Annotated in this window: 21 protein-coding genes; 14 read left to right on the plus strand and 7 right to left on the minus strand. The window is 64.4% G+C overall.

Annotated features, from left to right (window positions below):
• The first annotated feature begins 18 nt into the window (after positions 1–18).
• Entirely contained in the window at positions 19–834 is an 816-nt protein-coding gene (locus BOSE46_RS07185) for an alpha/beta fold hydrolase (RefSeq protein ID WP_159539593.1), read from the plus strand.
• On the opposite strand, the gene gluQRS is transcribed toward BOSE46_RS07185, so the two are convergent.
• Entirely contained in the window at positions 831–1,703 is an 873-nt protein-coding gene (gene gluQRS, locus BOSE46_RS07190) for a tRNA glutamyl-Q(34) synthetase GluQRS (protein WP_159539594.1), read from the minus strand. The two genes, BOSE46_RS07185 and gluQRS, sit on opposite strands and share 4 nt — an antisense overlap.
• Before the next feature lie 22 nt (positions 1,704–1,725).
• A complete protein-coding gene (locus BOSE46_RS07195) occupies positions 1,726–2,802 on the minus strand; it encodes a serine hydrolase (protein WP_159539595.1) in 1,077 nt (358 codons plus the stop codon).
• 61 nt (positions 2,803–2,863) lie between these two features.
• Here BOSE46_RS07195 and BOSE46_RS07200 point away from each other — a divergent pair, with 61 nt between their 5' ends.
• Complete coding sequence (locus BOSE46_RS07200; RefSeq protein ID WP_159539596.1) at positions 2,864–3,184, plus strand: hypothetical protein; 321 nt, start codon at positions 2,864–2,866, stop codon at positions 3,182–3,184.
• Positions 3,185–3,189: 5 nt separating this feature from the next.
• Here the strand turns inward: BOSE46_RS07200 and BOSE46_RS07205 are convergent, their stop codons facing one another.
• The gene (locus tag BOSE46_RS07205) at positions 3,190–3,636 is read right to left on the minus strand and encodes a GNAT family N-acetyltransferase (protein ID WP_159539597.1); all 447 of its coding nucleotides are present in this window, start codon (positions 3,634–3,636) and stop codon (positions 3,190–3,192) included.
• A gap of 157 nt (positions 3,637–3,793) precedes the next feature.
• On the opposite strand from BOSE46_RS07205, the gene BOSE46_RS07210 reads away from it, so the two are divergent.
• The 5 genes from BOSE46_RS07210 (at position 3,794) to BOSE46_RS07230 (ending at position 8,707) form a co-directional block, all read left to right on the plus strand.
• Positions 3,794–4,084 (plus strand): ANTAR domain-containing protein, encoded by a 291-nt coding sequence (locus BOSE46_RS07210; protein WP_159539598.1) that lies wholly within the window; start codon positions 3,794–3,796, stop codon positions 4,082–4,084.
• Between the two features lie 337 nt (positions 4,085–4,421).
• The gene (locus BOSE46_RS07215) at positions 4,422–4,940 is read left to right on the plus strand and encodes a helix-turn-helix transcriptional regulator (protein ID WP_201299568.1); all 519 of its coding nucleotides are present in this window, start codon (positions 4,422–4,424) and stop codon (positions 4,938–4,940) included.
• Positions 4,940–5,503: a DUF6036 family nucleotidyltransferase gene (locus BOSE46_RS07220; protein ID WP_159539599.1), complete on the plus strand. Its 564-nt coding sequence runs from the start codon at positions 4,940–4,942 to the stop codon at positions 5,501–5,503. Before BOSE46_RS07215 ends, BOSE46_RS07220 begins: the two co-directional genes overlap by 1 nt.
• 488 nt (positions 5,504–5,991) lie before the next feature.
• Complete coding sequence (locus BOSE46_RS07225; RefSeq protein WP_201299569.1) at positions 5,992–7,503, plus strand: sugar transferase; 1,512 nt, start codon at positions 5,992–5,994, stop codon at positions 7,501–7,503.
• A 130-nt stretch (positions 7,504–7,633) separates the two neighbouring features.
• On the plus strand, positions 7,634–8,707 hold the full coding sequence (locus BOSE46_RS07230; protein ID WP_159539600.1) for a glycosyltransferase family 4 protein: 1,074 nt from the start codon (positions 7,634–7,636) through the stop codon (positions 8,705–8,707).
• On the opposite strand, the gene BOSE46_RS07235 is transcribed toward BOSE46_RS07230, so the two are convergent.
• Entirely contained in the window at positions 8,708–9,574 is an 867-nt protein-coding gene (locus BOSE46_RS07235; RefSeq protein WP_159539601.1) for a polysaccharide pyruvyl transferase family protein, read from the minus strand.
• Positions 9,575–9,750: 176 nt separating this feature from the next.
• Here BOSE46_RS07235 and BOSE46_RS07240 point away from each other — a divergent pair, with 176 nt between their 5' ends.
• Positions 9,751–10,884 carry a hypothetical protein gene (locus tag BOSE46_RS07240; RefSeq protein ID WP_159539602.1) on the plus strand — a complete coding sequence of 378 codons (1,134 nt, stop codon included), beginning with the start codon at positions 9,751–9,753 and terminating at the stop codon, positions 10,882–10,884.
• Here BOSE46_RS07240 and BOSE46_RS07245 read toward each other — a convergent pair.
• Positions 10,841–12,136: an O-antigen ligase gene (locus BOSE46_RS07245; RefSeq protein ID WP_159539603.1), complete on the minus strand. Its 1,296-nt coding sequence runs from the start codon at positions 12,134–12,136 to the stop codon at positions 10,841–10,843. The two genes, BOSE46_RS07240 and BOSE46_RS07245, sit on opposite strands and share 44 nt — an antisense overlap.
• A gap of 276 nt (positions 12,137–12,412) precedes the next feature.
• On the opposite strand from BOSE46_RS07245, the gene BOSE46_RS07250 reads away from it, so the two are divergent.
• The 3 genes from BOSE46_RS07250 to BOSE46_RS07260 all read left to right on the plus strand — a co-directional run bounded on the left by BOSE46_RS07250 (position 12,413) and on the right by BOSE46_RS07260 (position 16,648).
• The gene (locus BOSE46_RS07250; protein WP_159539604.1) at positions 12,413–13,858 is read left to right on the plus strand and encodes a polysaccharide biosynthesis tyrosine autokinase; all 1,446 of its coding nucleotides are present in this window, start codon (positions 12,413–12,415) and stop codon (positions 13,856–13,858) included.
• A 273-nt stretch (positions 13,859–14,131) separates the two neighbouring features.
• Positions 14,132–14,722 (plus strand): LPXTG cell wall anchor domain-containing protein, encoded by a 591-nt coding sequence (locus BOSE46_RS07255; RefSeq protein WP_159539605.1) that lies wholly within the window; start codon positions 14,132–14,134, stop codon positions 14,720–14,722.
• 120 nt (positions 14,723–14,842) lie between these two features.
• Positions 14,843–16,648 (plus strand): DUF4012 domain-containing protein, encoded by a 1,806-nt coding sequence (locus BOSE46_RS07260; protein WP_159539606.1) that lies wholly within the window; start codon positions 14,843–14,845, stop codon positions 16,646–16,648.
• A gap of 4 nt (positions 16,649–16,652) precedes the next feature.
• Here the strand turns inward: BOSE46_RS07260 and BOSE46_RS07265 are convergent, their stop codons facing one another.
• Entirely contained in the window at positions 16,653–17,537 is an 885-nt protein-coding gene (locus tag BOSE46_RS07265) for a hypothetical protein (protein WP_159539607.1), read from the minus strand.
• A gap of 100 nt (positions 17,538–17,637) precedes the next feature.
• Between BOSE46_RS07265 and BOSE46_RS07270 the strand changes: the two genes are divergently transcribed.
• The 3 genes from BOSE46_RS07270 (at position 17,638) to BOSE46_RS07280 (ending at position 20,377) form a co-directional block, all read left to right on the plus strand.
• Positions 17,638–18,063, plus strand: a complete 426-nt coding sequence (locus BOSE46_RS07270; RefSeq protein WP_159539608.1) for a VanZ family protein — start codon at positions 17,638–17,640, stop codon at positions 18,061–18,063.
• Between the two features lie 132 nt (positions 18,064–18,195).
• The gene (locus BOSE46_RS07275) at positions 18,196–18,591 is read left to right on the plus strand and encodes a hypothetical protein (RefSeq protein WP_159539609.1); all 396 of its coding nucleotides are present in this window, start codon (positions 18,196–18,198) and stop codon (positions 18,589–18,591) included.
• Positions 18,592–18,616: 25 nt separating this feature from the next.
• The gene (locus BOSE46_RS07280) at positions 18,617–20,377 is read left to right on the plus strand and encodes a DUF4012 domain-containing protein (RefSeq protein ID WP_159539610.1); all 1,761 of its coding nucleotides are present in this window, start codon (positions 18,617–18,619) and stop codon (positions 20,375–20,377) included.
• A gap of 386 nt (positions 20,378–20,763) precedes the next feature.
• Here the strand turns inward: BOSE46_RS07280 and BOSE46_RS07285 are convergent, their stop codons facing one another.
• Positions 20,764–22,986, minus strand: coding sequence for a hypothetical protein (locus BOSE46_RS07285; RefSeq protein WP_159539611.1), 2,223 nt, complete (start codon positions 22,984–22,986; stop codon positions 20,764–20,766).
• Positions 22,987–23,177: the final 191 nt, after the last annotated feature.

Consider the following 23,177-nt stretch of genomic DNA (forward strand, 5'->3'; position numbering starts at 1 on the left):
CGGAAACAGGAGGCCTGCATGCCGCTCGTCGAGGTCAATGGCGCGAAGATCAACATCGAGGACACCGAGGCGCCTGTGGGTCGGCCCGACGCGGCGACGGTCGTGTTCGGCCATGGGCTGCTCTTCAGCGGCCGGATGTTCGACGATCAGGTGGACCGGCTCGCCTCCCACTACCGCTGCGTGACGATCGACTGGCGCGGCCAGGGTCGAAGTCCGGCGGCCGACGGGGGCTACGACATGGACACGCTGGCCGACGACGCCGCCGCGATCATCCACGACCTCGCCCTCGGCAAGGTGCACTGGGTCGGCCTGTCGATGGGCGGCTTCGTCGGGATGCGGCTCGCGGCGAGGCGTCCCGAGCTCATCCGCTCCCTGAGCCTGCTCGACACGAGTGCCGGTCCCGAGGACCCCGACAAGGTTGGTCAGTACCGCCTGCTGGCCAGGATCTACGGACTGTTCGGCCTGCGCCCGGTCGAGTCACGGGTCAAGCCACTGCTGTTCGGCCCGACCTACCTCGCCAGTCCGGAGTCGGAGCCGCAGATCGAGGCCTGGCTCAACGAGGTCAAGGCGGCCAAGCGATCGGGCATGAAGCAGGCGATCTACGGTGTCACCGACCGCGAACCGATCGCCGGAGAGCTCGGCAACATCACCGCGCCGACCCTCGTCGCGGTGGGTGCGGACGATGTCGCGACGCCGGTCGCCAAGTCCGAGGAGATCAACAAGCTGATCCCCGGCTCGCGCTTGGAGATCGTGCCGAACGCCGGCCACTCCAGCTCGATCGAACAGCCCAGGGCGGTCAGCGACCTGCTCGAGGCGTTCATCAACGACAACTAGCCCGGCGGGACGAAGACCCACCGCTCGGTGGGCAGCGTCGCCGGGTCGAACGTCGCGAGCACCTCCTGCGGCGTTGCGCCGGTGAGCCCGAGCGAGTCCGCGATCAGGGCAAACGTGTCGATGCCGTCGGCCCTCAGCTCGCCGAGCGTCACGGCGCCGTCGCGCTTGGCGAGCCGCCGGCCGGAGGCGTTGAGCGCCAGCGGCACATGGACGTACACCGGCGGACGCGTGCCGAGCAGCGTCGCGAGGTAGGCCTGGCGGGGAGCTGAAGGCAGCAGGTCGTCGCCGCGCACGACCTGGTCGACGCCCTGCTCGGCGTCGTCCACGACGACCGCGAGGTTGTACGCCGGTACGCCGTCGCCGCGCCGCAGCACGAAGTCGTCGACGGCTCCCTCGTACGTGCCATGGAGCTCGTCCTCGACCGTGAACGTCGCGACGTCGGCGCGGAGCCGCAGTGCGGCCGGGCGCTCGGTGCGGCGCTGCGCCCGTTCGGCGTCGGTCAGGTCGCGACAGGTGCCGGGATAGGCGCCGGGTGGATGGTGCGGGGCCGTGGGCGCCTCGAGGATCTCGCGGCGGGTGCAGAAGCACTCGTACACGCGACCGTCCCTGTCGAGACGAGCGATGGCTGCGTCGTAGAGGTCGAGTCGTCCGGACTGGTGAACCGGTACGCCGTCCCAGTCCAGGCCGAGTGTGCGCAGGTCGTCGAGCTGGCGCTGCTCGGCCCCCGGGCGTACGCGATCGAGGTCCTCGACGCGGATCAGGAACTCGCGACCGGACCGGCGGGCCCACAGCCAGGCCAGCAGCGCCGTACGCAGGTTGCCCACGTGCAGGTCGCCCGATGGCGAGGGGGCGTATCGTCCGGCGCTCACGCCCCCAGTATGTCGGCGGCCGTCACAGCAGGCGCTCGATCTCCTCCCACACGGCGTCCACCCGGTCGTGGTTCGCGAGCCCGCGGGTGACGTAGGCGCTCGAGTAGCCCTTGGCGGTCGACACCCACGCAGACGAGCCGCCGATGCCGCCCATGCCTATCTCGATGTCGTCGCGCTGGAACCCGAGCGTCCACGACACCTCGCGATCGAGCACGAGGTCGTGGCCGGTGACCTGCACCGAGGTGTACTCGCGGAGCAGCTCGTGGCCGATCCGCTGCGCGACAGGACCGTCGGGGTCGAGCAGCTGGGCGTAGAACCCGGCGAGGGCAGACGCCGTGGCGTGGAGCGCGATCGCGGGGAACCAGCCCGTACGCCAGCGGGTGCTGTTGACCAGGTCGACGTCGAGCGTCCCGGGCAGACGTCCCAGCGAGGCAGCCAGGGCCGACCCGGGATCGGCGAGGTAGCTGTCAGGCCAGCCCGCTTGCAGGTAGGCGAGGTCGGCGACGCGCGGCAGGGCAGTTTCCGGCACGGTCAGGTGCAGGTCCCAGCCGTACGTCGATGCGAGCTCGGTGAACCGGTCCGCCAGTCCCTGCCCTGTCGCCCGCTGGACGACGCCGTGGAGCAGGTGTCCGTACGTCTGGGCGTGCTCTGCGACGCCCTCACCGGGCGGGTGGAACGGCACGGCATCGGCGAGGGACTCGACGAGAGCCTCACCGTCGAGGGGATCGATCGAGGCGGCGGCTTCGGGGAAGGCGAACACCCCGGACTGGTGCGACAGCACGTGCCGGAGCGTCGTCGAGGTCTTGGCATTCGCGCCGAACTCGGGCCACACATCGGTGATCGGCTGGTCGAGGCCGATCGCACCGTCGGCCACGGCGGTCAACGCGGCCAGAGCGGCAAACGGCTTGGCCGTCGAGTACGTGTGGGCGAGGGTGTCGGGCTGCCAGTGGTCGCCGGCCGCATTGCGGGTGCCGGCGGCGAGGCTGACGACCTCCTGGCCCTCGTACCAGACCGAGACGCCTGCGCCGATCTCGTCGCCGGCATCGATCGAGCCTTGGACGAGCTCGCCGATCGACGACCAGTCGGGCGTACGTGTCATGTCGCCACAGTGCCACGCGGCACGGCGCGCGGGGGTGAACTCTCGCCGTTAGGCTCGAATCATGGCCGACATCCACACGCCTGACGAGCCCGACTCCGTGGCAGATCGCCCGATCGGCACCCGGTCGTTCATCTACGGGGCCAAGACGCTCGCGACGGCGGTCGTGGCGTTCATCCTGGCCATCGCGAACGACGGCGACACCGAGGCGGCCTTCTGGGTGCTGGTGTCAGCCGGGGTGCTGGGCGTGATGTTCAGCCTCATCGAGCGCACCACGACCCGAGGTGCGGAGGTCGTGAGCCATCGCCGGGTCAACCTCGACGTGCTCGGCACAGTCCTGCTCGCTGCCCTGGTCAACCTCGTCGTCCACATCGCCCAGCGCTGAGCCCGTCAGGGCAGAGGCTTCTCGTAGTGTTTGTAGACCGTGTCGGCCTCGTAGCCGCTGCGGTCGTAGACAGCCTGCGCCCGCAGGTTGGTGTGCGCCGTCGAGAGCTCGATCGCGATCGCACCGGCCTCGACGGCCAGGGTCGCCGCCGTGTCGAGGAGCGCGTCGACCGCGCCCGTGCCCCTCGCGGCTTCGGAGACGAACAGGTCGTTGAGGATCCAGATCGGGGCCAGGCGGGTCGAGGAGAACGCCGGGTAGATCTGGCTGAAGCCGACGGTCTGGCCGGCATCGTCCTGCGCGATCAGCACGATCGACTCGTCGCGCGCCAACCGGCTGGCCAGGAACGACGCCGAGACGTCCAGGTCGTACGGCTCACCGTAGAACTCCCGGTACGCCGCGAAGAGCGGAGCGGCCTGGGACACGTCGGAGAGCTGCGCGCGGAGGACTTTCACGAGGACAGCGTGCCATGGACCTCGGTGGCGTGTCGGTTACAGTCGCAGGAGTGCGGGCCGTCGACCGCACAGCGGGTCGGCCCGCTTCCAGCGGACTGTTGCGAGCTGGAGAAGGCCGGTCCTAGGATTTCGGTCGAGACGATGCTGAGGGTCGACGATGGTCAAGAAGCGCCGCAGGCTCCCCTATGAGGAGCCGGTGATGAAGGACAAGCAGAATGCACCGGTCGGTGGGCTGGCGGGGCAGCGGCTGCGCAGTCGCATCGCGAAGTCCACCGGGATCGGGCGCCGCGCCGAGTCGCAGGCACTGATCGAGCAAGCCACGGGATTCCTGGCGGAGAAGCGCCACCTTTCCATCGCCGACGCCCGAGAGGTGCTGGCGCACGACGCCGACACTCGGGGCATCACGATGCACGAAGCGGCCACGCGAGTCCTCAACGGCGAAGACTGACGCACCCACGCTGAGCGTGGAGAGTGGCACCCCCAACGGGATTCGAACCCGTGGCTGCCGCCCGTGTGCACAGGGCGGCGTCCGAAGAGACTGGCACCCCCAACGGGATTCGAACCCGTGCTACCGCCGTGAAAGTGGAAATAGGGCCCGATGGGACATTGTCGATCATCGCTGTTTTTGATTGATATTGCAGTGAATCTGTCGCTCAGACATGTCGGACGTTTGTGGCAACTATTGGCTGTTTTGGACGCTCGTGTTGCCTCAGTGTTGCCAAAGATCGGGTTTAGTTCGCGACTTGAATCGCACATGGTATAGCGTCCTTTGCTATAGTTCGATCATGACGGGTCGTGGCGAGGTATTGCGCACAGTGATGTCCCGGACGGGCACCACACAGTCCGGGCTGTCACGGATCAGTGGAGTGCGTCAGCCGAGCATCAGTCAGTTCGTTTCGGGCAAGGTGGATCTGAGCGATGAGCAGCTGGACCGGTTGCTGTCGTGCATGGGGTTTCGGCTGGAGGTGATCCGACGGCCGGTGGAGCCGGATCTGAACCGCTCTGAACGTCGGTCGTGGGAGCTGCATCGCCGGTTGTCGTCTCATCTGACGCGGTCGACGTTCGAGAAGTGGCGACCCACCATTGAGGGCAACATCAAGAAGTTTCGTGGTCGGGTCAATGGTCAGCCGCACACACGGAACCTCCGGCGATGGCAGGGTCTCGTCGAGACGGGTGACGTGTTGGGTATTCAGCGCGTGCTGACTGGCCTCGATCGGGAGTCGATTGAGATGCGTGAGGTCTCTCCCATGGGCGGGCTGCTCCCGCAAGATGAACGCGCAGAAGTTTTGGCCGGAGTCGGGTGATGCGCCGCGATCAGTTGGAACACGCGATCCGCACCGCGTGCCAAATCATCGAACGGTCAGAAGTGATCGTGGTCGGATCGCAATCGATCCTCGGCACCTTCGCCGAGGATCAGCTGCCCGCCGATGCCACGATGTCGATCGAGGTCGACATCCTCCCTATCGCCGGGGACAACGCTGAGACAACTCGGCTCGCAGACCTCATCGAAGGTGTGGCAGGAGAGTTCTCGCCGTTTGAGGAGGTTCACGGCTACAGCATCGACGGCGTGGACCTGGAGACATCTGTGCTTCCAGAGGGCTGGCGTGATCGGCTGGTCAAGGTGCAGAACACCAACACCGCCGCGCCGTCGGGCGATCCGCAGTTCACTGGGTGGTGCTTGAACGCAGAAGACCTCTGCGTGGCCAAGCTCTGCGCCCTGCGTGAGAAGGACCAGAACTTTGTGGCGGCGCTGTTGAGGGCCGGCCTGGTCGACGCCGGAGCTGTGAGGGAGCGGCTGGCCACAGTGCCGCCGCAGCACAAGCTTGCGACCGAGCGTGCCCTGGAATGGCTGGGCACCTGGGACTGACCGTCCACCTTCAGCCGCGAGAGTTGGACAGGCATCCGGTCCGTGCCACCTACTGCACTCCGTCCACCAAGACGCAGGTACCTCCGATGTGCGGAGGCCTTCCCGCCGTTCCGCGATCAGGCTCGATAGCAACGCGCTCGGTGGCTCGCGGTCCTCTTGGGACCCGGCATGCCGCCATGATGTGGTGCTGGGCGGCTGTCTGCCGATGGGCTTCAGAGGGCAGAGCAGTGGTTCATTCGTCCCTCACATGTGTCTTCCATCACGGTGCGAAAATATGCGATCGCCTGTCATTCGGCCGAAACATCAGGCTCGTATCGTGTTGCCTGAACGATCCGAAGGAGATTAGGTCACTGTGACTTGCGTCACGTTCTTGGTTTTTCGTGTGCGCAGGGCCGCACTCTCGGCATAGCCTCACGCTTGAGACATGCTGTCGTTGGGAGCGGCGATTAAGGCGTGGTCTTGCGTGACACATAGGGAGTGATGTGCCAATGAACCATGCCGTCAGGACGATGGCGGTCGACTTTGACGTCGACTTTCAGGCGCCTCTGAAGCTGCCTGCCACCACCCGATCGTCTTGGGCATCGTTCTACCGCCGTGGTCTGCTTGTGAGCGACCTCGTGGTTCTCGTGATAGCGGTACTGCTCGCGGAGCTGCTGCGATTCGGACCCAGCGCCACCGTGACAGCCGACGGACCATTCTCCGTGAGCTACGAGGGTCTCGGCGCGTTCATCGCTGCCATGTGGTGGGGTTCTCTGTCGATGTTCCAGTCGCGCGACCTGCGCATCCTGGGCGAGGGTGCTGACGAGTACCAGCGAATCGTCCGCGCGACATTCATCATGTTCGGCACTCTGGCCATCGCGTCGCTGCTGTTCAAGTGGGATATGTCCAGGGGCTACCTGGCAACCGCGTTTCCCCTTGGGCTGGCGCTGCTCCTTCTGAATCGCAAGTTGTGGCGGGTCTGGCTGCAACGCAGTCGGAGGATCGGGCGCAACATCTCGCACGTCCTCGTCATCGGTGGTATTCGTTCCGGCATCCATGTGACAGGCGTTTTTGACCGGCACCGTTCTTCAGGACTCAAGGTGACCGGGGTCTGGGTTCCCGACCGCGCAGGCCAGCCGGATGAGTGGCTCGATGTGCCCGAGCGGTTCGTGCCGGTGATGGGCTCGGATCGCACGTTGGCCGAGGCCTTGACCATCGCCGACGCGGACACCGTTGTCGTCACTGACACGGAACACTTGGGACCTGACGGTCTGCGTGAGCTCACGTGGGAGCTCGAGGGAGCCGACGTGCAACTTTTTGTGTCCCCTGGCGTGGTCGACGTTGCTGGATCGCGCATCCACATGCGGGCCGTCGCGTCGATGCCATTGCTCCAGCTCGAGGAGCCGCAGTATGCAGAGGCCGGGACGTGGCCCAAAACCCTCTTCGACCGAACGGTGGCGGGAGTCCTCGTTGTGCTGTTCGCTCCTCTCATGGCGAGCGCCGCGATCGCGGTCAAACTCAGCAGCCCAGGTCCGGTGTTCTTCTACCAGGAACGCATCGGCTTGCGCGGCATCCCGTTCCGGATGATGAAGTTCCGATCGATGCGTCGGGGAGCCGACGCCGAGCTGGCGGCGCTACTCGCTGCCCAGGGCTCAGGTGACAAGCCCCTGTTCAAGGTCGTCGATGATCCGCGCATCACGAGGACGGGGGCCTTCCTCCGGCGCTTCTCGATCGATGAGCTGCCCCAGCTTTTCAATGTGTTCAAGGGCGACATGAGCTTGGTTGGCCCGCGGCCTCAGCAACAGGCCGAGGTCGAGCTGTACGACGACGCCGCACATCGCCGACTCACGGTGCGGCCCGGCATGACCGGGTTGTGGCAGGTCTCTGGTCGCTCTGACCTGACGTGGGAGGAGTCGATCCGGCTCGACACCAGCTATGTCGAGAACTGGTCGATGATCAGCGACCTCACGATTCTGTGGCGGACAGTACGGGCGGTCCTCGGCTCTGACGGTGCCTATTGATCACCCGAACGCAGAGCATCGGCATGTACGAGTGAAGATCTTGGCAGTCACGCCATGGGTTCCGTCGGCACGTCGGCCGCGAAGTCTGGGACTGCTGACTCACCTCAGTGAGCACCACACTGTGCACCTGATGGCCGCAACCTGGAATGCCGAAGATGAGTCTGATCTCGACCGACTACCGTTCCCGACCGTCGGTGTACCAATGACCAAACTCGCAGCAGTTATGCGCGCGGCCTTCGCAGTTTTCAGCGGGCGGCCCCTCCAGCAGGGCTACGTCAATTCCCGCGCGTCGCGGGTCGCCGTGCGTCGCGCTGTCGCGGAGCTCGAACCCGACCTCATCTACTTCAACACGCTCCGAAGTGGACAGTGGCGAAAGGTCGTGCGCGACACCCCGGCCAGGATGGCGATCGACTTGGACGAGTTCCGAAGCGCCTACTACCAGCAGGCGTCGGAAGTCTCCACGATCCTCAAGCGACTGGTGATGAAGATGGAAGCGCGCCGCATGCGCGCCGAGGAGGCGAAGATCGTCGCTGAGTTCGAGGCGGTGATCATCTCATCGCCCGCCGATCTGCGTCCCGAGCACTCAAACGTTCATCTCGTACGCAGCCCGCACGCGCTCAAGACGGCGCACAGGCCGGTCCCTTTGGCAGACCGTCCAACGATCGTCTTCGTCGGTCGTATGAGCTACGCCGCCAACGTCGAGGCCGTGACCCGATTCTGCCGCGACGTCCTGCCTGCGGTACGGCAGCAGGTTCCCGAGGTGCAGCTGGAAGTGGTCGGTGACGCCCCCACCAAGGCGATTCGCTCCTTGGCTGACGGGCATGTACGGGTGCACGGACGCGTCGACTCAGTGGATGAGCACTACCTGTCCGCATGGCTTTCGATTGTCCCGGTGACGACCGCGACTGGGGTTCAGATGAAGTTGATCGAGTCGCTCGAGCTTGGCGTACCGACCGTGGCAAGCCCCTTGGTTGCTTCGTTGGCCGGAGCCCGAGCCGGCGTCGACGTTGCCGTGGCGGATACCGCCGATGAATGGATCGAAGAGGTGGTCAGATTGTTGGAGTCACCCATGGAACGTCAGGAACTCGGACGATCCGGCAAGGCGTGGGCCCGACAGAACTACTCCGTCGACAGCATCACGCGGGCACTTGGGGCCGCTCTGCTCGAGCCACGATCGGCCGCGCAGCACACGGCCGCGGAATAGTCAGCGCGATCTGGCGTGCTGGAACAGCCCTTCCACGACACCGTCGACCTGCGGTGCAATGGCCGCGACCGCCGCATCCATCTCGTCGCGTGCCGTTCTGCTCAGACCACCGTCGAGAATGTCGGTCGTCGTGACCCGGGGTGTCGCGATACCGAACACGGACCGATAGTCCTCGTACTTGTACTCCGGCTCGGTCTTGGCCTCACTCGCGAACCCGAGTCTGGCAACCGGCACTTCCAGTGCGTCGGCAAACACCACGGCATGAAGGCTCGACGTGACGACGTGATCTGCGGCCGCGATCCGCGCCGCGATGTCCAAAGGCGCTGCGCTGGGCAGCACGACGTCGTACCCGGCGCGGTGAATCTCCAGGATCGCCCGACGTCGCTCGCCTACGAAATCGGTGAAGTGGGGAAGGACGACAGGGCCCGTACGCGCTTGGGCCGGCACGACCGGGGTCAGGCTTCGCACGGCGAGCCCCGGATCACCGATGGCGGCACCCTCGTCAAGGCCCAGAGATCGGGCGGTGAGCTTGCCGCGAACACCGACAATGCGTGCGCGGTCGATCGCTCCGGCTTGGACGTCACCGGTTCGGGAACCGGACCCGAACACCTTGCCGCGTCCACCCAGGCGGATGTAATTGTCGAGGACCGATCCGATGCAGACCATGTCCTCAGAGCCCAGCGGAGCCCATTCGACCGGCTGATCGAAGAGCTCCTTGATGATCAAAGGGTTCACGGCGTCACCAAAGTTGCTGATCCTTCGGTTGGCTTGGATCATGCGGGCCCAGGCCCGTCCGTGACGGACCATTTCGCCGGCCAATGTCCTGGCCGGGCGCGTCGGAACCCACCAGTATGCTGAGATCGTCACACAGTCCTCCAGTGAGTGCGGGCGGTTGAGTGCATCTACGGCGCTACGTATTTCCCGCGACCCAACTGGCTTCTGCTGGCGGGGCGTTTCTTGCTTGGACCTACCTTAGCTTCGCTGCGGGTCCACACTTCCAGGATGTTGCAATCCGGTCGCTGGCAATCGCAGCTCCACTGTCCTTGGCACTGACGCTGGGACTCGCCTACCTGCTGCCAAATGAATATCGCGGCACTGCAGAGTCCCTCCGCAACGGCCGCGGAACGTGGTCGCATTCGCTGACTTTCTGCGTGCTCGTCAGCCTGGTGTCCGCACTCGTCGGCGCCATCTTCGGATTCTTGCCGATCACTGGTGGCCCATTGTTGGGGTCGGCCCTAAGCATGGCCGGCTTGCTGTCCATGGGCATCCTGTGTGCCCAAGTGGGGCGCGCGACGGGCCGGCTTCATCAAGCAGTCGTCGGTGCCGTCGCGGCACCTCTGCCACCCGTTGTCTGGGTCGTGGGCTACTGGGGCGGCCTCTCCACCACGGGCACCAATCGCTGGTCCGCCGTCGCATGCGTCGCCGCAGCTGCCCTGATGTCACGTTCGCTGCGCCACGGCACCCTGCGCCCCCATGCCATCGACAAGGAGGTCCTGCGGTCCAGCATCGGGCGGGCCGGACCACTGGTGCCCCACCTCATCTGCTTCGGTCTCGTGATCCAGGGCATCCGCGTCACCTCGTGGGACGACACGTCATCTGAGTTGCTGCTCAGCCACCAGCTGATGCTGTGCGCGTCCATCGGGTTCACACTCCTCGCCAGTTTCAACTCCCTGTTCAGCGTCACGATGCAGACCAGCGAGGTCGAGGAGTACCACGGCTCCCTTTCGTCCCACCTGCGCAGGTACGCCATCGTCGGTGCCGCCTCGTGCCTGTTCGTCATCGGAACAGCCACCTACGTTGTCCACCGGGATGGTTCAAGCACCGGGACGGAAGCCGCATCCATCCCTGCCTTCTTGGCGTTGGCTACGGCCAATGTGACGTTCTACTACTCGCTGAGCGCGCAATTCCTGCGTCGCGCTTCGACCAAGCCGATTGCCCTGTCGAGCAGCGTCACCTTGGTCCTGTTCGTGGGCGCGATGCTCGTCGACGGCGGCGGCATCACCCATCAGCTCGGCGCGTACGCCGCAGCGACCTTCGCGCTCCCCGCGGTCTTGTTGTGCTGTCAGCGCGCGGCTCGCGCTCCGAGGACACACACTCTCTCGACAAGCGGAGCGATCATCTACGTGGCAGCCTTCAGCGAGATCGCAGTGCTTCTTCTTGCTGCCGGAGCGCTCTGAGGTCCGCCGATTCTCCCGCACCTGGACGGAGAGCTGACAGCGCGTAGCCGAAGGCGAACATCATCAGTGGGAGGATCGACGTACCCAGAAGGCCCCAACCGGTCCAACCGACGACGAAGAGTCCGGGCCCTACTGCGACGACGGCTCTAGCGTGGGGATTGACGCGGGCAAGCGGAACGGCCCTCAAGAAGAGGTACGCGATAGGGCCAAGGAACAGGGCCGCGCCGATCAGGCCGGTTTCTGCCACCAGGAGCACGTATGTGTTGTGAACGGGGATGAAAGAGCCCTCGCGCGAGGCGATCTCGGTGACGTAGTTGTTGGGCCCCACACCGTCGAAGGGATGAAGCGGTATCGCCCGCATGGCGATCGCGAGGATCTGCGGGCGGACCCCTCCGGACGGGTCTGCATCGAACCTCGCAAGGAATACGGCACCGGAGAGCAGGACCGCCACTACGGCCGAGCACAGGAACACCAGCTTGGCCCCCATCTGCCGCCCCTTCGGAGTCAGGAGAGACCACAGCACCAACGCGGCGAGGACAGCGGCGAAGTTGGCGCGCCCTTCAGCGAGGGCGAGCGGCACGAACATCGCCACCGCTGCGGACAGGGCGAGCTTGGCGAAGCGCTGACTGACCTGCTCCGTCAGTGGCAACAGAAAGATGAGCAGCAGGAAGAGCATTTTGCCGAGGTTGTTGGGATGATTCGAGGTGCCGTTGACCCGACCACCGAGGATGTCGGACTCAGTCGAAGCGAGGGCGTTGATCGGCACACCGGCGAACTGCAAGGTGCAGACGACGACCTGGATCGCGACGATTCCGGCAATCAGCAGCGTGAGCGCTCGCGCCAAGCGGTCGTCCTGGATCGAGGCACCTAGTGACGTCCCGACGACCCAGGCGATCGCCCCGACGCTGAGCTGGAGCAAGCCGGCATGGACGATCGGTGTGCTTGGCCAGATTTGGGTGGCCGCAAAGGCCAGCCAGACCCCGAAGGGGAGGACAAGGAAGCCGGTGCGCGGAACGCGGCCGGTGACAAGTGCCGCCAGGGCCAACAGGAAGAGCACGATCGTGAAGGTGCGCACTTGGGGGACGGCGCCGCTGATTCCCACGTGGGCGATCACCGGGCTGTCGGTCAGGGTGAGCGGCAGCAAGCAGATCGTGAACAGGACGACCGAGACGCCGGCGAACCGCATGCCAAAACTTCGCACCGTGATCAGGCCAGCAAGTAGCACGAGCGCGACTGCGTTCGCCATCACCATGAGTGACCTTGCCCTCCGTCGCCGCGTCATCGAGTCGCATCGGGAACATCTGAGCAGCGACGCGGTCGGTCGATCCTATCGCCGCATTGGTGCAGTTTGATCCGAACTGCCCGACCGTGCGGCGCGTCACATCGCGGGCATCCGCTCTGGCCCCCGTGTCCGCGGACGGACGTGATGAGGATCATCGGAGCCATCGACGATCCGCCGGTCGCGACCCCCTCCCCCAGATAGACTCGTGGGAGATCAATCTGCTGATCCTTCTCGGACGGAGTACCCGTGGACCTGCGTGACTACCTGACTGTGCTGCGGTCACGCTGGATCATGATTGCCGTCTTTGGGCTGGGCGCGGTCGCGCTTGCAGCCGCCTTCACCTGGTCAGCCACACCCCAGTACGCCTCGTCAGCGCGGTTGTTCATCTCGACGTCCGGCGCGACCGATGACAGTCAGGCCCTTCAGGGCAGTCAGTTCTCTTTGCAGCGGGTCAAGTCGTACGCGGATCTCCTCACCGGTCAGCAGATCGCGCAGCGTGTGGTCGACGAGCTGGACCTGGACGAGTCGCCCAAGGATCTCGCCAAGCAGATCTCCGCCAGCTCCAAGCTCGACACCGTGATCTTGACGGTCACGGTGACCGACCCGTCGCCTGAGCGGGCAAAGGTCCTCGCTGGCGCTGTCTCCGATCAGTTCGTGGGGTACGTGGCCGAGCTGGAGACGCCTCCGGGCAAGGACGAGGCCACCATCAAGGCCACTGTCGTCGATCCGGCTTCGGAGCCGTCCGCGCCCATCTCCCCACGGCCCAAGCGCAACCTCGCCCTCGGGTTGCTTCTGGGACTCGTGCTCGGCGCCGGCATGGCAGTGGTCCGTGACACCCTCGACACCACGGTCAAATCGATGAAGGTCCTCGAAGACCTGGTCAAGGCACCGATCCTCGGAGCGATCGCGTACGACGCCGACGCGGAGCGCAGTCCCTTGATCAATGACCTGGGCTCCTATGCCCCCCGGGTCGAGGGATTTCGCGTGCTGCGCACAAATCTCCAGTTCATCGACCCGGACCTGGACCGCAAGGTGTTTGTCGTCACGAGCTCACTCCCGGCCGAAGGTAAGACCACGACCGCGACCAACCTGGCCCTCGTCCTGGCGGAGGGCGGCGAACGTGTCGCGTTGGTTGAGGCGGATCTTCGGCGACCAAAGATCTCAAGCTATCTGAACATCGAGTCCGCGGTCGGCCTGACCACAGTGCTGGTCGGACGAGTCGATCTGGACGAAGCCATGCAACACACTGCGATCCATCCCAATCTGGAGATCCTCACCAGCGGTCGGACACCACCCAACCCCGCCGAGCTGCTCAAGTCGCACGCGATGACATCCATCATCAAGCAGCTGCGCGAGAATTACGACATCGTGCTGATCGACGCGCCACCGCTCCTCCCCGTGACCGATGCGGCACTGCTCGCCGCGCAGTCGGACGGCGCCATCCTGGTTGTGCGCCATGGCAAGACGACGAATGACCAGCTTCGGGCTGCAGGCGAGCGGATGCGGGCTGTCGGCGCGAAGCCGGTCGGAGTCATCTTCAACATGACGCCCACCAAGGGGCCCGGCCAATATGGATACGGCTATGGATACGGCTACGGCTACGCACCGGACGACGCCGGGCACGCCGAGCCTTCGCGATCCTGGTTCGGTCGCCGGAGCTCGCGGAGAGCGACACCCGACCAGACCTCCTGACCGGGCTCAGCCGCACTTGATCTGGTAGCGAAAATATTTCGACCAGAACCGCCAAGAATCACTCAGTGACGCTCTCGATTCGGGCGAATGCGGCGTGTGTCCCCGCTCACAACGCGACACACGATTGAAACCTAGTAAACGTTACGGTCAGTTTCGAACTTTTTTGGCGCGAGGCGTTCTTGGTGCGATAAGTTGCTCACAACACGTTGTCTGATTTATCGCGGCAGTCACGTGCATCCTTGGTACTCGGACCCAAAACTCGGAGATGTGACTATGCCTAAAACTCGTTTGGCGTTTGCCATAGTCGTCGCAGCGCTGCTGAGCGTGTTCGCAGCCTCGGCCGCCAATGCCGCCTACTCGCCCCCGCCCTTCTCGGCCGACGTCCCCAGTGGCGTGGCACCGGGTGAAGAGTTCAGCGTCACCTTCGACGCCGGCAGCACCAACTGCGCATGGACACTCTCACCGTTCAACGGTCAGAGCGCTCCCGCAGGTTCCGGTTCGACCTACACGGTCACGTTGACCGCGCCCGACTCAGCCGGCACCTACACGATCACTGCCCACTGCACGTGGGACCCGGCGACGGTCAACCCGTCCGTCGCGGCGGCCTCCGATCCCGCGGCGGTGACTCCGGCGGTCTTCACAACTTCCGTCAGCTCCGACACCCTGCTCGCCGTACCGCAGACAGACACCTACAGCGTCCAGCTGGTCGTGAGCAAGGACGGTGACGCGAACACTGGTGACGACACCAACGGCGCGCTGCCCGACACCGGCGGCAGCAACCTCACACTGTTGGGCATCGGTGCAGGACTGGCCGTCGCCGGAGCCGCGGTCACCGTTGCGGCCCGCCGCCGCAAGACTGCCTGATCGCAGCACTGCAATCGCCCTGAGTCCGCCACCGGTTCTTCGCCGCCTCCCTCAGCGACGAGTCGGTGGCGGCTCCATGTCCGGCCCAGCCAGACCGACCTCCTCCTTAGGATGATGCGCATGCCACCCGGTCGCCGCTCCCGGCCGAGACGCCCGAAAGTCCGGCGGCGCCTCAAGGGCAGTCCCGTGGTGTGGGGCCTCGGTCTCGTCGCAATTGCGGTCATCGTCGTCGGGGTCGTGCTCGCCCGTCAGGCTGCCACCGCCAAGACTGCCCTGAACGAGGCCGCGGATCAGGCCAAGACCCTCCAACAACAGCTCACTGACGGCGACACGGCCGGCGCCACGGCGACGCTCGCCCAACTGCAGGCGTCGACGAGCACGGCTCGCGCCAACACCGACGGCCCGCTGTGGAATGGTCTCTCCAAGTTGCCCTTCGTCGGCGGCAGCGTCGACGCGGTCCAGGTCATCTCCACCAGTCTCGACGACATCGCCGTCCGAGGCATACCGCCGGTCGTCAAGGTGTCGTCGTCTTTGGACGCCGATGTGTTCAAGCCCAGGAACGGGCGCTTCAACCTGGCGACGCTTCAGACGCTCGCGCCCTCGGTGACCAAGGCGAGCCAGGTGCTGACCATCAACCGCAACAAGATCCTCGACATCAACACGGATGACCTGATCGGGCCCCTCAAGTCGCCGGCCGCTGACCTCACCGACAAGATCACCAGTGCACAGTCCGCAGCCTCGTCAGCTGCGCAGGCCATGCGGCTCGCCCCTCAGATGCTCGGCATCGACAAGAAGCGCACCTACCTGCTGATCTTCCAGAACAATGCTGAGGTGCGCTCCACTGGCGGGCTCCCCGGCGCGTTCGCGATCCTCAAGGCTGACAAGGGCAAGCTCACGTTCACCAAGCAGGGAGCAGCGGGCACCGACATTCCGCAGTATGCCGACCCGTTCGTCAAGCTCACCCAGGACGAGAGCCGCGTGTATGGCCAGCTGATGGCCAAGGACTTCCGCGACATCAACTTCACTCCGGACTTTCCGCGCACGGCGAGCATCGCCCGGGCAATGGTCGACGACAAGTTGGGCGTGAAGGTCGACGGGGTGCTGTCGATCGACCCCGTCGCGCTGAGCTTCCTGCTCAAGGGGACCGGCCCCATCAAGGCCGCCGACAACACCACGCTGACCAGTGACAACGCCGTCGACATCCTGCTCAACGACGTGTACGCCCGCTATCCGGACCCAACGAAGCAGGACGTGTTCTTCGCCGACTCGGCCAAGCGCATCTTCGACGCCGTGACGCACGGCAAGGGTGATTCCCGCACGGTCCTGGAGAAGCTCGCCAAGGCAGCCGACGAGCACCGGGTGCTGCTGTGGTCAGCCCGTAAGTCAGAGCAGGCGGAACTCGCGCCGACTGAGATCTCCGGGGCGTTCCCGACCGGCAAGGCCGCGCACCCGCAGGTCGGGGTCTACATGAACGACTCGACTGCGTCGAAGATGCAGTACTACCTCGATGTCGACGTCTCGGCGCGGTCGGTGCGCTGCACCTCCGCCGGAGCACAGACCATCCAGCTGACGACGACCTACACCTCCACGGCCCCCGCCGACGCCAGCGAGCTGCCCGAGTACATCACTGGCAACGGCTTCGCGAGCCCGCAAGGGACGATGGTGCTCGACACCCGGACGTTCGCTCCGGCCGGCGGAACCTTTGTGGCGTTCACCCTCAACAACAAGTTTCGGCCCAACAACGGCGTCTCATTCGACGGCCGACCGGTCAACTTCGCGGCGTTCTCGCTCGAGCCCGGCGCCAAGGTCACCGTCGCGGCCACGATGGTCACCGGCAAGGATCAGCGGGGCGACGTCGTGCTGTCTCGCACTCCGGGCATCGAGTCGACGCCCAACGGCGTGACCGTTCGCAGCTCCTGTCGCTGACCGCTCAGGGCTGGGCCCAGCTCTTGCCGCCGTTGTCGCTGGCGTACAGCTGGTTGGCGACCAACGCCACGAGCCCCGTGTCGTTGGCGCCGATCGCCTGCGCCGGCTCACCGCTGATGCAGCCACCCGGAGCCCAGGTCCGGCCACCGTCCCGAGTGGTGAACTGCTGGGCAGCGCAGCCCTGATAGGCCGCGAGCGCATACCCGGCGTTGAAGGTCGTGAACGACGCCACACGTACGTTGTCGAGATGGCCTAGCTTGAGCCACTTCGCTCCGCCATTGCCGGTGCCACGGATCGTGCCGTCCGCGCAGCTGACCCTGGCGAAGTCGTCACCGATCTGGCTCATTGAGGTGACGATGCAGCCGGGCTTGCTGGTCCGGTCGGGGGACACAACCTTCTTCGAATTCTTGAGATCCGGATACCAGAAGTCACTGGACGAGTCCGGCGTCCACGAGTCGCCCCCGTCGGTCGAGACGATGCGTTGCAGGGCACAGTCACCGTCGGCACCAACGACGTGCAGTTCGGAACGAGAGACCGCGGACACTGCGACGATCTCCTTGAGCCCGGTGTCGGGGGTGCTGGTCGACGCGCCGCCGTTGGTCGACAGCACGAGCTTGGCGTTCACGTCACCGTCGCACTGACCCCGAGTGGCGTAGAGGAGGGTCTGGTCGTTGGACATCGAGATCGACGAGGCCTTTGCCGGCTTGAACCGGTAGTCCTGCTGCTTCCCGGCCGCAGCGCTGGTCGACGCCGATGGCGTGACAGGTTTGGAGACCGGCAGATCCGCGACCGGTGGCCTCTTGTCCACGTGCCGGATCACACCGACGACCAGCGCAATGTCCGCGATGACGAAGGCCACCAGGGCAGCGCGGACGAAGGCTTTGCTCACACGTCGATCCTAGGGGTCGGCAGTAGCACGCAGAGCCACAGCGGTGTGACGTGTGCCGCGATCCGCCCGGGGGTTGGTCACACGTGGCTAGGCTCGGGGGATGCCACGGCCGTCACGTCTGACAGTGACCGGAACGGCGCTCTACGGGACCGCCCTGCTCCTCATCGGCCTGTGGCCGACCCACGTCGACAAGAACATCGATGTGGTCGCCTGGCCGCCTGTGCAGTGGATGATGAGGAACCTGGACATCACGCCTCTCCAGGCCTACGACTTCGTGGAGATCGGCGCCAACGTGGTGTTGTTCGCGCCCCTGGGCCTGTTCGTCATGGTCTGGCTGTCCCGAGCACGCTGGTTTCACGCTGTCGGGCTCGGACTCGTGCTTTCGGGCGCCATCGAGATCGTGCAGGACGTCGCTCGACCAGACCGGACAGCCTCTTGGGTGGACGTGTTGGCCAACACCGCCGGGGCCGCTCTGGGCGCGGCATTCGTCGTGATCTGGCGTCAGCAGCGACAGGCCGTCGTATAAGTCAGCGTGCGTATGAATGTGAGGCGGCACACAACTGGCTCCGGTTCATCTGGACGACATGTCTGTGGCTTAGGCTCGGCGCAGGGAGTCAGGCGGGTAGGAGTGCCCGCGCTGTTTTAGAGGGAGTCAAACATGAAGAAATCTGCCATTGCCATTTTCGCGACGCTTGCGATGGTGCTCTGCACCGCAGCGCTCGCCGGGCCGGCTCAAGCCGCATACCCGAACACCGTCGCCACCTCGTCGAAGATCACCAGCAGCTCGAGCGTGACCGAAGGCAAGAAGTTCGGCGTGACGGTCCGGGTCAAGGCCGGCAACGCGACGGTTAGCGGCGGCAAGGTCGCCGTCCGGTTCCGTGCCAAGACCTACACCAAGTCGCTCAAGAATGGCCGTGCCACGTTCTCGATCAGGGCACCCAAGGTCAGGCATGACAAGCGGTACACGATCAAGGCCAAGTACTACCGCGCGTCCGGCTCGATCTTCAAGAGCAGCCCGTGGACCTCCAAGAGCATCAAGGTCATCAACAAGTAGCCGCTCTCCAACCGGGAGCGAATTGGTGCCATCCAAGCTCAGCCGTCGCATGGTCCTCGTCGGCGCCGAGGTCGTTGTCGTGTTCGTCGTCGTGGGTCTCGCCGCGTACTCGTACGGCAAGCTCTCATCTGCCCGTGGCGACCTCAACCTCGCCGCGGACGACGCTGCTGCGCTGCAGGCCGCGCTGACGGCCGGCGACCAGTCGCGCGCAGAGACCGAGCTGGCTCAGCTGCGTTCCCACATCGGATCTGCACAGTCGTCCCTCCACAGCCCACTCCTGTCGATCGGTGCGAAGACCCCCGTCCTCGGCAAGAACATCACCGCCGTTCGTACGGTCGCCTCTGCCGTTGGTTCGGTCGCCGATGACGGGCTTCCTCCGCTGGTCGAGGTCGCCGAGCAATTCAGCGCCAAGACGTTCAACCCCAGGAACGGCAGGATTAACGTCCGGGCGATCGCGAGGCTCACCCCTAACATCTCGTCTGCGGCCGCCGCGATCCAGGCGGCGAGTGTCAGGCTGCAGGCGATCGACACCTCTTCGCTGATGGGTCAGGTGCAGGGCCCTGTGCGCGACGCTCAGGACAAGATCAAGGTCGCCGCGAACATCGCCCATCGTGCGAGCATCGCCACCAAAGTCGTGCCGCAAATGCTCGATGGCGAACACACCTATCTGTTGATCTTCCAGAACAATGCGGAGATCCGTGCCACTGGTGGCCTGCCGGGCGCCTATGCCGAGCTCAAGGTAGACAACGGCCGGATCGGCCTGGGTAAACAGGGGGCCGGCTCCTCCATGGGTGAGTTGCCGGGACCCGTCGTGCCGATCAGCTCCGAGGAGCGGAAGCTCTTCGACACCAAGCTGGCATCGGACTTCCGCGACATCAACTTCACGCCCGACTTCCCTCGGGCGGCGCAGATCGGCGCGGACATCTACAAGCAGGAGAAGGGCCGGACCGTCGATGGGGTGCTATCGCTCGACCCCGTCACGCTCTCGTACCTGCTCAAAGGCGTCGGCCCGGTCGACCTCGAGGACGGCACGGCGCTCCGGACCGACAACGCGGTCGACGTGCTCCTCAACGACGCATACGTGAAGTACCCGGATCCGGTGAAGCAGGACACATTCTTCGCCAGTGCAGCGCGGGAGATCTTCGACAGAGTTCTCACCGGCGCCGGCGACCCGACCTCGATCCTGAAGTTGTTGTCCCGCGCAGCCTCGGAGCGCCGCGTCGCGGTGTGGGCCAAGGACACGTCCGTGCAGCGCGAGCTCGCCAACACCGCCCTGGCCGGGACGCTGCCGGTCGGCAAGTCCGCAAGGCCTGCGCTCGGCTTCTATCTCAACGACGCGACCGGCGCCAAGATGGAGTACTACCTCCAGTACAGCGTGACCGCGAAATCTGTGACATGCACTGACGCCGGCGTGCAGACATACGAGTCCGAGATGAGGCTCCACTCGATCGCCCCCGCCGACTCATCGTCACTGCCCAAGTCGATACAGGGCCCGGGCTTCGGTGCCGTGCCGGGATCAATGCTGATGAATCTCTACCTTTACGGTCCCGATGCCGGTGCGATCAAGAGAGTGACGATCGACGACAAGTCCACGACGTTCACGAGAGGCACGCACGACGGCAGGCCTGTGGTGATCGTGACGGTGCAGGTCGATCCGGGCAAGACCGTCACGGTTCAGAGCACCACGATGTCCGGCGAGGGTCAGCGCGGAGGCGCTGCCGTGGCCGTGACACCATCGGTCGAACCTGGCAAGACGCTCACCTCGGTGAAGTCGTCATGCGACTGACGCTGACGCAGTGGTGTGGAATTCCCTTCGTCTCGATCCTGATCAACAACCCCGACCTCGCAACCGTCTCGGTAGCTGTTTCTAATTTCCAGAGACAGTGCACTACGGCGGCGTGATGGCCGCAGCAACCCTTGCCAAGCAGCACTCCTCGAACGCTACGGGCACTCCGACATCGCCGCTCTGCCATCTACCAACAAGCCGACCAAGGACGAGACCCCCAACAAATCGCCGCCACCATGTCCCAACTCACCCTCCAACAAAGCCCCATAACCCAATCGCGGCATCCGCCGGACCGTCCCCGCAAAGTAGGGCACTCGCGATGGGGCAATTCGCCCAGTAAGACGCAGGTGCGCATCGCCCAGAATGACTGCTTCGGCGCACCCAACTCACGGTCGCCGTTTGCTAACTTCAAAGACCCGCTTCTTCTCGTGCCTCTTGAATTTGCTCACGATGTCGACGGATCTGAGTCGAAGCAAGACGGCCTCCATACCTACGGTATCTGGAACCTTCGGGCGCTCCCATCCCCGCTTGGTCAATCGCTCGTATGGATCTCCGATCGCATTGAGAGCAGCTTTTAAGAGGTCGATGTCGATCGAAGACGCTTGGGCGCCAAGGAGTGCGACGATCGAGGGTGCACTCGCTGGGCCGCCCTCCTTGGCTAGTGTCAGCACCGCCTCAGGACTGGGATCCTTTGCCTCTGCCGCTGCCCAGGAAGCAAGGGCACCCGCGCCGCGGGGGCCGAGATCATCATTGAAAGTGGTGAGATTGTCTAGAAGTGCGTTTTTAACGGGTTCCGGAACTGGCCGCGCGGAGATGATCCAAAGATCTGTCGTGCTCATCGCAAGAGACAGCATGTACTCCGGGAACTCGACCGACGCCGTGATTAGAGCCTCTTTGGTCTCCCATTCCTCGTCTGTCAGGCAGGCATACGCGTCAGAATCGTCCGTAACGGACCCGTTCCGTACAAGCACGGGTAATAGCGGATGCGCGGTGGCCGATAGGTCGTCGACTGCGATTGAGCCGGCCTGCAGATCCAGTGTCTCGATAAGCCTCAATTTGGCATCATCCGCGAGTTGATCGGTGTTGAGAATCTCCAAAGCCAGCGACAGCGTCTCGGCACTGTCCCCGTCTGGAGCAATGGAGCCTGCGGACGTCAGCCACTCCACAGTCACCTCATCGAAGCCATACTCGGCGATATAGGTCGAGACAGTCGCGCGCGTCAGCAATAGTCGGTGGGCAGCGGCCACCGACGGCCAGAGGGCAGTGTTCAAGGTCTCGAGATCGCCCAGCGCACAGTCGGGATCGGCCCGCCCGGCCACCTCTGCTACTAGTTCTGGCACCGCGCTACCTACGTCATTCAGAACAACAGCGAAATTTTCGGCTTGGGCAATCGTCCGGACTTCCGGAGCTTCATCGAGAGCCAGAAGGTAGTCACGCATATGGGAAATCACGTGGATATACACGTCTTCAGCACGAGACTCTTTGATGGCATCGAGCGGCAGGAGGTCGTCGCTACCAAAAATCGCGCGCAGGTTGGCGAGCGTCGGTTCGTAGAGCGAGCGAGCGACAAGCTCCTCTCTCATTGGCGCGGGGGTGAGAGACAGATCTACAGAGACGATTCCCATGCGGCTCAGGGTCCGGGCGATCGATCTTGCGCGATCCGGCGCTTGTGGCTCGGTCATCGCCTCAAAATTTGCAAGGTTGCCTGCTATCGCGTCGCGCTGCGGTTCGCTGAGCTTGTAGGCCAATGCAGGGCTGACCCCCTCAAGGGCGGCGCCAACAAGTGCGACATCGAGTGAGTCAGGATCCTGCCCGATCAAGTATTCGAAAACACTGGGCCAATGGGCGCTCAGAAGCCGCACGAACGACGCGGAGTACTGACCTGAACTTATGTATGCGGCAATGAACTCGGGATGGCTTTCAGCGTTGGCGGCAAGTCGTCGAATTGGATCGCTCAGCTTGCTCGGCCTTGTCGCGAGAAGATGATCAAAAATCTCTATGTTGTAAATGCTTTGGCCGCCTAGGACACGCGCACTCTCAGCGTCCAGCACTGCGTCAATATCGCCAGTTGCAACTTCCTCAGTGGCACCGAAGTGGTAGTCGATGTCCATCGCGTCGGGTTGGACCGCCTTTATGATGTAGTTCATCGCCGAGGCACTGATGCTCTGGCCAGGGAATTGCGTGACGTACAAAGTGAAGTTCTCATCGACGAAGCCGCGGTCGAGAAGTTCTCTCACTAAGCCAGCGCTCCCAAGTAGGTGCGATGCGACGTTCGCGAATGACTGGTCGACTCCGGCGTATACGAACCGCTTCTCGGTTTGCGCCAGTGAATCTGACATCGAAGCATGAGCGGCTTCGCGCTGAGTCGAAACGGCCTCAGATATCTCCGTACGCAACTCGCCTCCATCGCTGTCAGTCCACGCATCTGCCGAGAGTTTCTCGCCCAAAAGGGTCTGGATTTTCTCGAAGGCGAGCGAAGCGCTCTCGATTTGGTAAGGCAATTGATATGTCACCGTGATCTCCGGCTCGTCCGCCAGATAGGTGCGCCAAAACTCGGGCGACCTCACCTCAGTCCAGTTGTGCGCGACACCACCGATGGCCAGTTGCACGTTCCCCGGCTTCACAACCGTTTGCGACCTAGCAATCAGAACTTCCTGCAATCGCGCTCCGAGACGATCGCTTCGCGCCGCGATTGCGTCCATCTGGCGCAGGCGCGTCCGTGCTCCACGCTCGGCTGCTCGAGCCTGTGCTACCTGTTGCGAGACCCAGAGGCGGTACGCCGCGTAAAGCTTGTCGAGTT

Origin of the sequence: Aeromicrobium sp. 9AM (genome assembly GCF_902506105.1) — a bacterium.
Classification (GTDB): Bacteria; Actinomycetota; Actinomycetes; order Propionibacteriales; family Nocardioidaceae; genus Aeromicrobium.

Coding starts and splice junctions, on each gene's coding strand:
- BOSE46_RS07185 (WP_159539593.1), top strand. CDS start 19: ATGCCGCTCGTCGAGGTCAATGGCGCGAAGATCAACATCGAGGACACC.
- BOSE46_RS07195 (WP_159539595.1), bottom strand. CDS start 2,802: ATGACACGTACGCCCGACTGGTCGTCGATCGGCGAGCTCGTCCAAGGC.
- BOSE46_RS07200 (WP_159539596.1), top strand. CDS start 2,864: ATGGCCGACATCCACACGCCTGACGAGCCCGACTCCGTGGCAGATCGC.
- BOSE46_RS07210 (WP_159539598.1), top strand. CDS start 3,794: ATGGTCAAGAAGCGCCGCAGGCTCCCCTATGAGGAGCCGGTGATGAAG.
- BOSE46_RS07215 (WP_201299568.1), top strand. CDS start 4,422: ATGACGGGTCGTGGCGAGGTATTGCGCACAGTGATGTCCCGGACGGGC.
- BOSE46_RS07220 (WP_159539599.1), top strand. CDS start 4,940: ATGCGCCGCGATCAGTTGGAACACGCGATCCGCACCGCGTGCCAAATC.
- BOSE46_RS07225 (WP_201299569.1), top strand. CDS start 5,992: ATGAACCATGCCGTCAGGACGATGGCGGTCGACTTTGACGTCGACTTT.
- BOSE46_RS07230 (WP_159539600.1), top strand. CDS start 7,634: ATGGCCGCAACCTGGAATGCCGAAGATGAGTCTGATCTCGACCGACTA.
- BOSE46_RS07245 (WP_159539603.1), bottom strand. CDS start 12,136: ATGGTGATGGCGAACGCAGTCGCGCTCGTGCTACTTGCTGGCCTGATC.
- BOSE46_RS07255 (WP_159539605.1), top strand. CDS start 14,132: ATGCCTAAAACTCGTTTGGCGTTTGCCATAGTCGTCGCAGCGCTGCTG.
- BOSE46_RS07260 (WP_159539606.1), top strand. CDS start 14,843: ATGCCACCCGGTCGCCGCTCCCGGCCGAGACGCCCGAAAGTCCGGCGG.
- BOSE46_RS07270 (WP_159539608.1), top strand. CDS start 17,638: ATGCCACGGCCGTCACGTCTGACAGTGACCGGAACGGCGCTCTACGGG.
- BOSE46_RS07275 (WP_159539609.1), top strand. CDS start 18,196: ATGAAGAAATCTGCCATTGCCATTTTCGCGACGCTTGCGATGGTGCTC.